Below are 13,381 nucleotides of genomic sequence, written 5' to 3'. Positions count from 1 at the left end.
ACCAGCCAGAAGGCTGGCTGCCACGACCGGTGCTGGGCTGAACGTGTTGGCTGGTGGCCTTGGGGCCGTTTGCCTTCTCGCCGCTTCGCTTGCCGGACGACGAACCTTTCTAGAAGTCCGTTGAGTTCAATTTCGGAGATCCAGCCGGATTCTTTAGCGCTGCTTGAAATTCGCTTCATGGACAAGTCGCCTGCGCACCGCGGCTCGTGGGTGGGTGCGGGCGGTGCATCGGTGGGGCACGCAGGCGGTTCAGCACCTGCACGGGCAGGACCGTTTTGAGAACCAAAGATGTAGGCGAATGGATGACACGCAGGTGCTGCACTCCTGACACCCGTTACAGCCGTTTACCGATTCAAGAACTTTTACCGGTCGACACAATTACACACATCGGGTCAGGAGTTGTAAGCAAGTCGCCAACAACCCAGACCCCTCTACCGAAGGAAGACATCATGGACAGCGAACAACTCCTGGCTGAAATCCGCGAAGCCAATCTGACCTACCTGATGCTGGCGCAGAACCTGATCCGCAAGGACCGCGCCGAAGCCCTGTTCCGCCTCGGTCTGACCGAAGAAGCCGCCGACCTGCTGGGCATGCTGTCCACGGCGCAGCTGCTCAAGATCGCATCGTCGAACATGTTGCTGTGCCGCTTCCGAGTGGACGACGACCTGGTGTGGAACCTGCTGACCAGCCACAACGTGAAGAAGGTGGACAACGCCACCACCACGCAGCTGCACGCCAGCATCCTCATGGCCGGCAAATTTGCGGAGTCAATGGCTGCGCATTGACACCCCCCGCGCCGCCTTCGGCGTCACCCCCCAGGGGGCGACACCTGGGACCGGCGGAGCCGGATCCGCGGTGTCCCTGGATGAAGTCACTTCCGTCCTGAATCGTTTCGTTTTCTCTGGAGTTCCTCATGGCCGTCGGCAAAAGCATCCTCAACGAGTCCCGCGACATCGAACGCGCGGTGGCCCTGATCCAGCTCGGTGCGCGCCTGCAGGTGCTGGAGTACGAAACCAGCCTGTCGTATGAGCGCCTGCTGCGCCTGTACAAGGAAGTGGCGGGCAAGAGTCCCTCGAAAGGCCAGTTGCCTTTCTCCACCGACTGGTTCCTCACCTGGCAGCCCAACATCCACGCCTCGTTGTTCCTCAACATCCACGAGTACCTGAGCAAGACCAGCGAACTCGAAGAGATCGACACGGTGATCAAGGCCTTCCGTCTGTACAACGACCAGATGACGGCCAGCGCGATCGAGCCCATCCTCTCCGTCACCCGCGCCTGGCGCCTGGTGAAGTTCGTGGACAACGGCATGCTGACCCTGACCAAGTGCACCTGCTGCGGCGGCCACTTCGTGACCGAACCCTACGAGAACCGCCACTTCATCTGCGGCCTGTGCCAGCCACCGGCCAGGGCAGGCAAGGGCGCAGCAAGCGGTGGTCTGCGTCTGCACTGAACAGAGCGCTCCTCAAAACTTGAAATGGACCCCGATGTGGGTCCATTTCGCGTTTATGGGTCCCTTCAATCGCACCTAGAGTTGGTCGATAGAAAAGGCATTCCCCAAAGTCACGCGCGCCCCATCGGTGCCACGTCCTCTTTCAGGCCCAAGAACATGTTCGTCATCATCGGTTTTGTCGTTTCGATGCTTTGCATCTTCGGCGTGTACATCCTCCACGGCGGCAACATCGGCGTGGTGCTCAAGGCATTGCCGTTCGAGATGACGACCATCCTGGGTGCGGCCCTGGGTGCCTTCATCATCAACAACCAGATGAAGGTGGTCAAAGCGTCGTTCAAAGGTCTGGCCGGCTGCTTCAAGGGCAGCCGCTATACCAAGGCGCGCTACATGGAGCTCATGGCGCTGCAGTTCGACATCCTGCAGAAGGCGCGCAAGGAAGGCCTGATGGCGATCGAACAGGACGTGGAGAACCCGCACGAGTCGGCGGTGTTCAAGAAGTACCCCACCATCGCCGCCGACCACCACGTGGTCGAGTTCATCACCGACTACCTGCGCATGATGGTCTCGGGCAACCTGAATGCGCACGAGATCGAGTCGCTCATGGACAGCGAGATTGAAACGCACCACCAGGAAGCCCACGCACCGGTGGCCGCCATCGCCCGCCTGGCCGGCGGTCTGCCGGCCTTCGGCATCGTGGCCGCCGTGCTGGGTGTGGTGAACACCATGGGCTCGGTGGGCCAGCCGCCCGCCATCCTCGGCGGCATGATCGCCTCCGCCCTGGTGGGCACGTTCCTGGGCATCTTGCTGGCCTACGGCGTGTTCGAGCCACTCGGTGGCCTGATGGACCAGAAGGTGGAAGAGGGCAGCAAGGAATTCCAGTGCATCAAGACCACGCTGCTGGCCAGCATGCAGGGCTATGCACCGGCCACGGCCATCGAGTTCGGTCGCAAGGTGCTGCTTTCCGATGTGCGCCCCACCTTCATCGAACTCGAAGCCCACGTGAAGAAAAAATGAAACACCCCCCGCGCCGCTTCGCGTCACCCCCCTGGGAGGGGGGCGGCACCTTGGGCCGGCAGAGCCGGACCCTCGTTGCCCCTGAACTGAACCGTTTCCCGCTCCGGAGGAATTGACATGGCTGGAGATGGAAAAAAACTTCAACCGATCATCATCAAGCGCATCAAGAAAAGTGGGCATGCCGCTCACGGTGGTGCGTGGAAGATCGCGTACGCCGACTTCGTGACGGCCATGATGGCGTTCTTCCTGCTCATGTGGTTGCTGGGCTCCACCGCCAAGGGTGAGCTCGACGGCATTGCCAGCTACTTCCAGTCGCCGGTGAAGGTCTCGCTCATGGGGGGGCCGGGCACCGGCAACAGCAGCAGCATCCTGCCCGGTGGTGGCCGCGACCTGAGCAAGTCGTTTGGCCAGATGGACAGCGGCGAAGCCGAGCGTGCCGCCAAGATGATGGGTGCCCAGATGGCTCAGGAAGTCAAGGCCCGCCAGGAAGCCGCCCGACTGGACGCGCTGGAGAAGAAGATTGCCGAACTGATCAAGAGCAGTCCCAAGCTCGCCGAGTTCGGCTCGCAGATCCAGCTGGAGAAGACCACCGATGGTCTGCACATCCAGATCGTGGACCAGCAGAACCGCCCGATGTTCGACACCGGCAGCTCGCTGGTGAAGCCCTACATGCGCGACATCCTGCACGAGATCGGACGGGCCCTGGGCGATGTGGAGAACCGCATTGCGCTCGCCGGCCACACCGACGCCACGCCCTATGGCAGCGGTGAGCGCGGCTACAGCAACTGGGAGCTCTCGGCCGACCGGGCCAACGCCTCGCGCCGCGAGCTGGTCTCGGGGGGACTGCCGGACGACAAGCTGCGCCGTGTGGAAGGCCTGGCCTCCAGCCGGCTGTTGCGACCCGAGACACCCACCGATCCGATCAACCGGCGCATCAGCATCGTGGTGATGACGCAGGCGGCCGAAGACCGCATGACACCAGGCTCGATCCCCGCGACCGTGGCGCCGCCCGAGCCAACAGCCGTTGAAACATCCATGGCGCCGGCACTTCAGATTCCCGCCGAAGTGACGAAATCAACTTCAGGGAGCGGCGGCTGAAAGGCCTCCGTCTCCACCCCATCGACCCACCCGCCCTCGGAGGCATGCATGTCCACCCCGATGAAATTCCTGATCGTTGACGACTTCTCCACCATGCGCCGCATTGTGCGCAACCTGCTGAAAGAGATCGGTCACGCCGATGCGGACGAGGCCGAAGACGGCGCCATTGCGCTGGCCAAACTGCGCAACGGCGTGTTCAACTTCGTGGTCTCCGACATCAACATGCCCAACATGAACGGTTTCGAGCTGCTGGCCGAAATCAAGAAGGACGAGAAGCTCAAGCACCTGCCGGTGCTGATGGTGACGGCCGAGGCCCGCAAGGAAGACATCGTGCTGGCGGCCCAGAGCGGCGCGGCAGGCTACATCGTCAAGCCCTTTACCAAGGCGACGCTGGAAGACAAGCTGGCCAACATCTTCAAGAAGCTCGGCATTTAAGGAACGCTGCCATGAACCACGATGACGCAGCAAACCCTGGTGCCCCGCAGATGTTTCAGAAACTGGGCTCCATCACGCGCCAGTTGCACGACGCACTGAAGGAGCTGGGCTACACCGACAAGCTCAAAGGCACGGTCGACCAGTTGCCAGATGCACAGAGCCGCCTGTCCTACATCGCCCGCCTCACCGGCGAAGCGGCCGAGAAGGTGCTCAACCACGTGGAACTCGGCAAGACCGAGCAGGGCCTGATCGCCGAGCGGGGGCGCCAGCTGGCCGACACCATCTCCCGCGTGCCGGCGCTGGCCAAGGCCATGCCCGAACTGATGGAGTGGACGAGCGACATCGTGCGCACCAGCGAACAGACCGACGCGCGTTTGACCGACATCATGATGGCGCAGGACTTCCACGACCTCACCGGCCAGGTGATCGCGCGCGTGGTGCAGCTTGCCGGCACCATCGAAGAACAGTTGCTCGGCCTGTTGCTGCAGTCGGCGCCTTCGGGCCAGCCCGGCCAGGACCACGCCTACGAACTGGCTGGCCCGGTGGTGGATGGCGATGGCCGCACCGATGTGGTCAACGACCAGAAGCAGGTGGACGACCTGCTCGCGTCGCTCGGTTTCTAACCCCCGCAGCCACGCCCGCCCACCACCCCCGCAGCTCGGGGCGGTTGGGCGTGCTGCGCAGCGAAATCAAGGAGGAGGCGGCTCCAGCCGCCGGGGGACATTCGCGGAGCAGCGCGCCCAGCCGTTCCGAGCCCGAAGTGGTGCTAGAGAGAAAAGCACCCCTACACAGCGTCTTATTCCCCTTTAGTTTTTCCAAGCGGATTCCAGAATCGGATTCACCGATCAAGTGAGCCCGCACCATGGATTCCTCCAGTCAAGACAAGAACCTACCCGCCACCGCGCAGCGCCTGAAGAAGGCGCGCAACGATGGTCAGGTGCCGCGTTCCAAGGACTTGTCCAACCTGACGGTGCTCGGCGGCGGCTCCGTGCTGTTGCTGGCGTTGGCCCCCACGGGTTTTGAGAAACTGCGCACCTCCCTGCAAGGGCAGCTGCGCTTCGACCACGCCTCCCTGCAGCAGCCCGGCCAGATGCTGCAACGCTTGGTGGACGGCTTCTCGCAGGGACTCATGCTCTACCTGCCTCTGGGCCTGCTGGTGCTGGGTCTGGCCATCGGTGTCACGGTGGCCGCCGGCAGCTACGCGCTGAGCACCAAGCCCCTCATGCCCGACCTCAGCCGCCTGAACCCGCTCAAGGGCATTGGCCGCTTGTTCTCCAAACAGCAGGTGATCGACACCTTGAAGCTCTCCGGCGTCACGGCCGTGGTGGGCTTCGTCGCCTGGCAGTTCATCGCCTCGCATGTGGAACTGTTCGGAACGCTGGTGACGCAACCGCTGGAATCCGGCCTCGGCCAGCTCGGTGCCTGGATGGTGAAGGGCGTGAGCCTGTTGTTGCTCGTGGTGGCGTTCTTCGCCATCGTGGATTTTCCGATCCAGAAGTTCCTGCACAGCAACCAGCTCAAGATGTCTCACCAGGAGGTGAAGCAGGAGCACAAGGAATCCGAGGGCGATCCGCATGTGAAGGCGCAGCGGCGTGCGCGCCAGCGCGAGATGGCCCAGCGCAACAGCGTGGGCGCCGTGCCCAAGGCCGATCTGGTGGTGATGAACCCCACCCACTACGCGGTGGCGATCCGCTACGACGAGACCTCCATGAACGCGCCACGGGTGGTGGCCAAGGGCGCCGACCTGATCGCCATGAAGATCCGCGACGTGGCCAAGGCGCACAAGGTGCCGGTGCTGCAGTCGCCCATGCTGGCCCGTGCGCTCTACGCGCACGCCGAGCTCGACGGTGAGGTGCCTTCGGCCCTGTACACCGCCGTGGCCCAGGTGCTGGCCTACGTGTACCAGGTCAAGGCCGCCCTCAAGGGCCAGGGCGCCATGCCCGCCGAGATGCCCACCCCGCAGGTGCCGCCCGAACTGGATCCGCACTTCAAGAAAACCGCCTCCAAGGATTCCGAATGAACGCCGTGCCGGGCCGCCCCAAACCAGTTCGCACCGAAGTGCGTAGCACGAAGGACTCCGAATGAACGCACTCGCTCCCTTGCAGCAGTGGATGAACCGCAACGCGGCCTGGGCCGGCGGCCTGGCCGCGCCCATGCTGGTGATGACGGTGCTCTCCATGATGGTGCTGCCACTGCCGCCCTGGGTGCTCGACACCTTTTTCACGCTGAACATCGCGCTGGCCTTGGTGGTCATGATGGTGGCGGCCTACATGCGCCGCCCGCTGGACTTCTCGGTGTTCCCCACCGTGCTGCTGCTCACCACGCTGCTGCGCCTCTCGCTCAACGTGGCCTCCACCCGCGTGGTGCTGCTCGAAGGCCACACCGGCCCGGGCGCGGCCGGCGCGGTGATCGAGGCCTTTGGCCATTTCCTGATCGGCGGCAACTTCGCGGTCGGTTTTGTCGTGTTCGTGATCCTGGTGGTGATCAACTTCATCGTGATCACCAAGGGCTCGGAGCGCATTGCCGAGGTGTCGGCCCGCTTCACGCTGGACGCCATGCCCGGCAAGCAGATGGCGATCGACGCCGATCTGAACGCCGGCCTGATCGACGAGAAGCAGGCCAAGAAGCGGCGCCAGGAAGTGGGCGACGAGGCCGAGTTCTTCGGCTCCATGGACGGTGCCTCCAAGTTCGTGCGCGGTGACGCCATCGCCGGCATCCTGATCCTGATCATCAACATCATTGGTGGCTTCGCGGTCGGCGTGATGCAGCACGGTCTGTCGGCCGGTGAAGCGGCCAGCACCTACATCCTGCTGGCGGTGGGCGACGCGCTGGTGGCCCAGATCCCGTCGCTGCTGATCTCGGTGGCCGCGGCCATGGTGGTCTCGCGCGTGGGCAAGGACCAAGACCTGGGCGCGCAGGTGATGCAGCAGATGTTCATCTCCGCCAAGGTCATGGGCATCGTGGCCGCGGTCATGTTCCTGCTGGGCGTGATTCCGGGCATGCCGCACGTGGTGTTCCTGAGCTTTGCCGCCATTTTTGGTGGCCTGGCCTGGTGGCGCACCCGGGTCGATGCCCGCCCCGTGGCCGAGCCCGAAGCGCCTGCGGTGCAGAGCGACGGCGAAGCCACCTGGGACGACCTGCAGCCGGTCGACCTGCTCGGCCTGGAGCTGGGCTACCGCCTGATCGCCATGGTCGACAAGACCCGCCAGGGCGACCTGCTCACCCGCATCAAGGGCGTGCGCAAGAAATTTGCACAGGAGGTGGGTTTCCTGCCCCCGGCGGTGCACGTGCGCGACAACCTGGAGCTGCGCCCCAGCGCCTACCGCATCACCCTGCGCGGCGTGGTGGTGGGCGAGGGCGAGGTGTTCCCCGGCATGTTCCTGGCCATCGATCCGGGCGGCCTGGGCACCCCACTGATCGGCACCCCCACGACCGACCCGGCGTTTGGTCTGCCCGCGCACTGGATCGAAGACAAGCAACGTGAAAACGCGCAGATGGCCGGTTTTACCGTGGTTGATTCCGAGACTGTGCTGGCCACGCATCTTTCACACTTGATGCAAGTCCAGGCAGCCAAGTTGCTGAGCCGGACAGAGACCCAGGACCTGGTTGAACACGTCACCCGACTGGCCCCCAAACTGATCGAAGAAGTCGTGCCCAAGATGATCTCCGTTGCCACCTTCCAGAAAGTGCTGCAGCTGCTGCTGGAAGAGTCGGTGCACGTGCGCGACATCCGCACCATCATCGAATCGATCGCCGAACACGCCACCACCACGACCGACCCGCAGGAGCTGGCCCGCCGCGTGCGCACCGCGCTCTCGCCGGCCATCGTGCAGCAGATCTATGGCCCGGTGAAAGAGCTGGAAGTGATCGCCATCGAGCCGGGTCTCGAGCGTCTGCTGATGCAGGCCCTGAGCGGCGCGGCCAACGGCGCGCTGGACCCCGGCGTGGCCGAGATGCTGAGCAAATCGGCCACCGACATCGCCAACAAGCAGGAAGAAAAAGGCGTGCCTGCCTGCCTGCTGGTGCCCGATGCCATCCGCAACGCCATGGCGCGCCTGCTGCGCCGTGCCGCGCCCCGCCTGCAAGTGCTGGCGCACAGCGAAATTCCTGAAACCCACCTGATCCGCATTGGCCCGATTCTTGGAGAACTTGCATCATGAACATCCAGCGCTTCACCGCCCCGACCTCCCGCGAAGCCATGGCCAAAGCCCGCAATGCCTTTGGCGACAGCGCCGTCATCCTCTCCACCCGCTCCACCAGCGAAGGGTTTGAGGTGATGGCCGCCGCCGAGGAAAGCCTGGCCTCGCTGGCCGACAACGCCAGCCCCGCGCCGATCGCCACCCGCCCCGCCGCCGCACCCACCGCTTTCGCCGCCCGCGCCAAGGCCGCTGCCACGCCGGCACAGCCCGAATCGGTGGCCGGTGACACCGAGGCCCTGGCCATGAGCACGCTGTCGTTCCAGGAATATGTGCGCGAACGCATGTTGCGCAAGCGCCGCGAATCGATGCAGGAGGCCGCGCCCGCCGAGCCGCCCGAGCCGCAGTACCGCGCGCCGGTGCAGGCCGCGCCCACCCCGACGCCCGCGGCCGAGCCCATCGTGGTGCCGGTGCAGCGCTTCAACGAGCCGGTGCAGGCCGCCTTCGGCGGTCGCCTGGGCCAGCAGACCATCCGCACCCGCGAAACGGCCGAACCCGCCTGGGAAGATTCGCAGCCTCCGGTGCGTTTCGCCAGCAAGGAAGACAGCCGCATGGCGGTGGAGCTCACCGCGCTGAAGGACATGATCGAAGAGCGCTTCAACACGCTGGCCTGGCTCGGTTCTTCCAAGCAGAACCCGATCCAGTCCAGCCTCATGCTCAAGATGATCCGCGCTGGCTACTCGCCCGCCATGGCCCGCGCCGTGCTGGACCGCGTGCCCGCCGACGCCGGTGCGCCCGAAGCCTTCCGCTGGCTCATGGACGTGATCACCCGCAACCTCAAGGTGAGCGCGCCCGCCGCCGGCCTGTGCGACGAAGGCGGCGTGGTCTCGCTGATCGGCGCCACCGGCGTGGGCAAGACCACCACCGCCGCCAAGCTCGCGGCGCAATGCGTCAAGCAGTACGGTGCCGCCAGCGTGGGCATGATCACCCTGGACACCTACCGTGTCTCGGGCTACGAACAGCTGCGCGCCTACGGCCGCATGCTCGGTGTGGTGGCCCATCTGGCCCACGACCGTGCCGCGCTGAAAGACCTGCTCAACCTGCTCTCGGGCAAGCGCCTGGTGATCATCGACACCGCCGGCCTGGGCCAGCGCGACCAGCGCATCCAGGACATGCTCGACGTGCTGGACATGCCCAAGGTCAAGAAGACCCTGGTGCTCAACGCCGGATCGCAGGGCGACACGCTGGACGAAGTGCTGACCTCGTTCAAGGCCAGCTCGCTGCACGGCGTGGTGCTCTCCAAGGTGGACGAAGCCGTGAAGCTCGGCCCCGCCCTGGACGCGCTGATCCGCCACCAGGTGACGCTGCGCGGCGTGGCCAACGGCCAGCGCGTGCCCGAAGACTGGCAGAACCCCGACGCCTCGGCCCTGGTGCGCATGTCCATGGGCACGTCCGGCAAGTCGGCTTACGACCCGGTGGCCACCGACATGGGCTTCTACTTCGCCCCCACCGGCGCACGCGGCGTCAACCTGGGAGCCTCGCATGTTTGAACACGGCTTTGATCAGGCCGCCGGTCTGCGCGGCGAGAGCCGCAGCGGCGGGCCGTGCCTGTTGCCCGTGGCCAGCCCGGCGCAGCCAGCGCGTGGCCACGAGTGGCTCTACATGCTCGCGGGCTGCCTCACGAACCTGGGCCGCTCGGTCGTCATCGTCGACGGCACGGCCACCGAATCCAGCGGCGTCCAGCGCGAGCCCGGCAGCCACCTCGGCCTGCTGCGCGCGCTGCAGGACCCCTCCATCGGTCACCTCGAACAGCCCATCGACAGCACCGACTGGCTGGTGATGCCCGGTGCGCGCGGCCTGCAGGCGCTGCAGGAAACCGCACACGCCGCAGGCGCACCGGTGGCGCTCTCGCGCTTGCTGGCGCCGTTTGCGCCGGGCGTGATCGTGCTGCTGTTTGCACCGGCTTTCGGCCTGGCCGGCGTGTTGCCGGGCCTCAATGCCCGCGCCATGGTGCCCGTGCTCGAACAGCCGCAGGCCGCCATCGACGCCTACGGCTCGGTCAAGTTGTTGCACTCGGCGGGTCTGTCGCCGGTGCTCGCTCCGCTGGCCGCAGGCGGCGCGCAGGTGCTGCAGCCGCTGGTGACCACGGTCACCGACTGCGCGGCACGCCACCTCGGGCTGAAGCTGGAGTGCTGGCCGGCGCACACCTGGGCCCACCGCGCCCAGGCCAGCGCCATCACCACGCTGGCCGACACCGACACACACGGGTATCACGGCCTGGTCCGCGTTGCCCCGACACCTCTCTGGAGCTGAAGATGTACACCGCCAAAGGCACGCTCAACCGCGACGAGCAATTGCGCAAATACAGCCCGCTGGTGCGGCGTCTGGCCCACCACATGATTGCCAAGCTGCCCCCGAGCGTGGAACTCGATGACCTGATCCAGGTCGGCATGATCGGCCTGACCGAAGCCATTGCGCGTTTCGAGCCCACGCAGGGCGTGCAGTTCGAGACCTTCGCCAGCCAGCGCATCCGCGGCGCGATGATCGACGAGCTGCGCGAAGGCGACTGGATGTCACGCGGCTCGCGCAAGAGCCAGAAGGACATCGAGCAGGCCGTGAGCCGTCTGCAGCAGAAGCTGCAGCGCGTGCCCAAGGAGTCCGAGATCGCCGCCGAGCTGGGCATGGAACTCGCCGACTACCAGCACCTGCTGGCCAAGGTGCGCGGCACCCAGCTGGTGTACCTGGAAGACATCAGCGGTGGCAGCGACGACGAAGACGGTTTCCTGGACCGCCACATGGGCGACAGCGAAGCCGATCCATCAGCCAAGCTGCAGGACCACCGCATGCGCACCGCGCTGGTGGCCGCCATCAACGTGCTGCCCGAGCGCGAGCAGCAGATCATGAGCATGTACTACGAGCACGACATGAACCTCAAGGAAATCGCCGCCGTGCTCGGCGTGACCGAATCGCGCATCTGCCAGCTGCACAGCCAGTCCATTGCGCGCCTGCGCTCGAAATTGCGCGAGCACTGAGATCGGCCGACCGAACACGGGTTTACCCGCGTCAAGTTCGGGCACCGCAGGTCGATCTCATAAACACGCCAGGTCCACACGATCCGCGTTGTGATCGCGCCGAAATGCGCGTCTTTCCAGGTCCTCCATCATTCCTTCAATCCACGGAAACAAACCATGAAATCCCTGTACCGCCCCTTGCTCGCGCTGTTCGCATCGCTGGCCTTTATGACCGGCGCATCCGCCCAGGACAACGGCACGCGCGAAGAAGCCAAGGCCATGACCGAGGTCGCCATCGCCCATCTGAAGAAGGTCGGCAACGACAAGGCCTTTGATGACTTCACCAAGGACAAGGCCAACTGGAACAAGAAGGACCTGTACGTTTTTCTGTTCGACATCGACGGCACCATCAAGGCGCATGGCGTCAACGAGAAGCTGGTGGGCAAGAACCTGCTTGGCCTCAAGGACCAGAACGGCAAGGAATTCGTCAAGGAGTTCGTGATGGTCGCCGGCAAGGGCGAGGGCTGGGTCGACTACGACTGGGCGCACCCGGTGAGCAAGAAGGTGGAAGGCAAGACGACCTTCGTCAAACGCGTTGCCGGCACCAACCTGGCGGTGGCCGTCGGCGTCTACCGCTGATGCGCCCCGCGGCGGTGGCGCGTCCGTGCCACCGCCGCCGATTCGAGCATCTCCGTGCCATGCGCCCTGCGGGCGTGACGGCACATGTCCTTCGAACACGAGACCAGAACGATGAAGTTGTTTGAAAACGCCCGCATCGGTGTCAAAGTCGCGCTGGCGCCACTCGTCACCATGCTGTGCCTGGCGATCGTGGCCGCCCTGGGGCTGTGGGCCACGAGCGATCTGTCCAGTTCGCTGCGCTCCATGCAGTCGTCGACCCTGCCCACGCTGGCCACCACCGCCGAGCTGCAGCGCCGCATCGGCGCTGCCTATGGCAGCGCCAACCAATCGCTGGCCTGGACCGGGGCCGAGTTCCCCGCCGCGCGCATCGACGCGCTGGACAAGGCGCTTGCACTCGAACTCGGTGAGATCGAAGCACTGATCAAGGCTCAGCATGCGCTGCCGATGTGGGACGACGCGGCCCGCGCCCAGCTGCTCGTGCTGGAGAAGACGCACGCCGCGTTCCGCCAGTCGGCGCTGGACGCGCTCGACATGAAGAGCGCCGGCCTGAGCACCGCGGGCAGCTTCATCGACATCATGCAGACGGCTTACCTCAAGCTCGATGAACAGATTTCCGCCTTGGCCGCCAGCCAGCGTGAAGCCGCCAACACCCGGGTGGACGTGTCGGCCTCCGCCGCCGCTGACAAGGGGTTGGGCATTGCCGTGGGCGCGGCCCTGGCGCTGCTGCTCTCGGCCGCAGTGGGCTGGTGGTGCGTGCGCATGATCGTGGCGCCTCTGCGCGCGGCGCGTGCCCTGGCCACGGCCGTGGCCGACGGCGACCTGCGCACGCAGAGCCACACCGCCTCGCGTGACGAAACCGGTCAGGTGCTGCAGGCACTCGATCAGGTCTCGGCCCAGCTGGGCACGCTGGTGTCGCAAGTGCGCGGCACTGCCGAGCAGGTGGAAGTGGCATCGGGCGAAATCGCGCAGGGCAACGCCGATCTGTCCACCCGCACCGAGCAGCAGGCTTCTTCACTGCAGGAGACGGCGGCTTCGATGGAACAGCTGGGCTCCACCGTGCGCCAGACCGCCGACAACGCCAGCAAGGCCAACGAGCTGGCGCTCAACGCCTCGAAGGTCGCTATCGAAGGCGGCAGCGTGGTGGGCCAGGTTGTTGAAACGATGAAGGGCATCAACGACAGCTCGCGGCGCATCGCCGACATCATCGGCGTGATCGACGGCATCGCCTTCCAGACCAACATCCTGGCGCTCAATGCCGCGGTGGAAGCCGCGCGCGCTGGCGAACAGGGCCGCGGTTTCGCGGTGGTGGCGGCCGAGGTGCGCAACCTCGCGCAGCGCAGCGCCGAAGCGGCCAAGCAGATCAAGGGCCTGATCGACACCAGCGTGGAGCGCGTGGCCAGCGGCACCGCGCTGGCCGACCAGGCGGGCACCACCATGCAGGGCGTGGTGAGCGCGATCCGGCGCGTGTCGGACCTGGTGGGCGAGATCAGCAGCGCCACCAGCGAACAGAGTTCGGGCGTGGGCCAGGTCGGCGAGGCGATCAGCCAGATGGACAAGGTCACGCAGCAGAACGCCGCGCTGGTGGAAGAAAGCGCCGC

Annotated in this window: 13 protein-coding genes; all 13 read left to right on the top strand. The window is 65.4% G+C overall.

Annotated elements, in window-relative coordinates; all coding sequences use genetic code 11:
• Positions 1 to 449: 449 nt before the first annotated feature.
• Entirely contained in the window at positions 450 to 785 is a 336-nt protein-coding gene (gene flhD / locus V6M63_RS19090) for a flagellar transcriptional regulator FlhD (protein WP_056268595.1), read from the top strand.
• Positions 786 to 913: 128 nt separating this feature from the next.
• Positions 914 to 1,450: a flagellar transcriptional regulator FlhC gene (gene flhC / locus V6M63_RS19085; RefSeq protein ID WP_332744424.1), complete on the top strand. Its 537-nt coding sequence runs from the start codon at positions 914 to 916 to the stop codon at positions 1,448 to 1,450.
• Between the two features lie 156 nt (positions 1,451 to 1,606).
• Positions 1,607 to 2,464 (top strand): flagellar motor stator protein MotA, encoded by an 858-nt coding sequence (gene motA / locus V6M63_RS19080; RefSeq protein WP_056268588.1) that lies wholly within the window; start codon positions 1,607 to 1,609, stop codon positions 2,462 to 2,464.
• A 117-nt stretch (positions 2,465 to 2,581) separates the two neighbouring features.
• Positions 2,582 to 3,562: a flagellar motor protein MotB gene (gene motB, locus V6M63_RS19075; RefSeq protein WP_332744420.1), complete on the top strand. Its 981-nt coding sequence runs from the start codon at positions 2,582 to 2,584 to the stop codon at positions 3,560 to 3,562.
• Between the two features lie 48 nt (positions 3,563 to 3,610).
• A complete protein-coding gene (cheY, locus tag V6M63_RS19070; protein ID WP_056268580.1) occupies positions 3,611 to 3,997 on the top strand; it encodes a chemotaxis response regulator CheY in 387 nt (128 codons plus the stop codon).
• Between the two features lie 11 nt (positions 3,998 to 4,008).
• Entirely contained in the window at positions 4,009 to 4,620 is a 612-nt protein-coding gene (locus V6M63_RS19065; RefSeq protein WP_332744418.1) for a protein phosphatase CheZ, read from the top strand.
• Between the two features lie 239 nt (positions 4,621 to 4,859).
• Positions 4,860 to 6,017 (top strand): EscU/YscU/HrcU family type III secretion system export apparatus switch protein, encoded by a 1,158-nt coding sequence (locus V6M63_RS19060; RefSeq protein WP_332744416.1) that lies wholly within the window; start codon positions 4,860 to 4,862, stop codon positions 6,015 to 6,017.
• 61 nt (positions 6,018 to 6,078) lie between these two features.
• The gene (gene flhA, locus V6M63_RS19055; protein WP_332744415.1) at positions 6,079 to 8,157 is read left to right on the top strand and encodes a flagellar biosynthesis protein FlhA; all 2,079 of its coding nucleotides are present in this window, start codon (positions 6,079 to 6,081) and stop codon (positions 8,155 to 8,157) included.
• The gene (flhF, locus tag V6M63_RS19050; protein WP_332744414.1) at positions 8,154 to 9,683 is read left to right on the top strand and encodes a flagellar biosynthesis protein FlhF; all 1,530 of its coding nucleotides are present in this window, start codon (positions 8,154 to 8,156) and stop codon (positions 9,681 to 9,683) included. Before flhA ends, flhF begins: the two co-directional genes overlap by 4 nt.
• Positions 9,676 to 10,446 (top strand): hypothetical protein, encoded by a 771-nt coding sequence (locus tag V6M63_RS19045; RefSeq protein ID WP_332744412.1) that lies wholly within the window; start codon positions 9,676 to 9,678, stop codon positions 10,444 to 10,446. The genes flhF and V6M63_RS19045 overlap by 8 nt, the downstream gene beginning before the upstream one ends.
• Positions 10,447 to 10,448: 2 nt before the next feature.
• Positions 10,449 to 11,165: an RNA polymerase sigma factor FliA gene (locus V6M63_RS19040; protein ID WP_056268555.1), complete on the top strand. Its 717-nt coding sequence runs from the start codon at positions 10,449 to 10,451 to the stop codon at positions 11,163 to 11,165.
• Between the two features lie 156 nt (positions 11,166 to 11,321).
• Complete coding sequence (locus tag V6M63_RS19035) at positions 11,322 to 11,783, top strand: cache domain-containing protein (protein WP_332744409.1); 462 nt, start codon at positions 11,322 to 11,324, stop codon at positions 11,781 to 11,783.
• 111 nt (positions 11,784 to 11,894) lie between these two features.
• A partial coding sequence (locus V6M63_RS19030) for a methyl-accepting chemotaxis protein (RefSeq protein ID WP_332744407.1) occupies positions 11,895 to 13,381 on the top strand: 1,487 nt, incomplete at its 3' end.

Origin of the sequence: Hydrogenophaga sp. (assembly GCF_036675665.1) — a bacterium.
GTDB lineage: Bacteria > Pseudomonadota > Gammaproteobacteria > Burkholderiales > Burkholderiaceae_C > Hydrogenophaga.
This window is presented reverse-complemented; position numbering and strand designations above follow the sequence as displayed.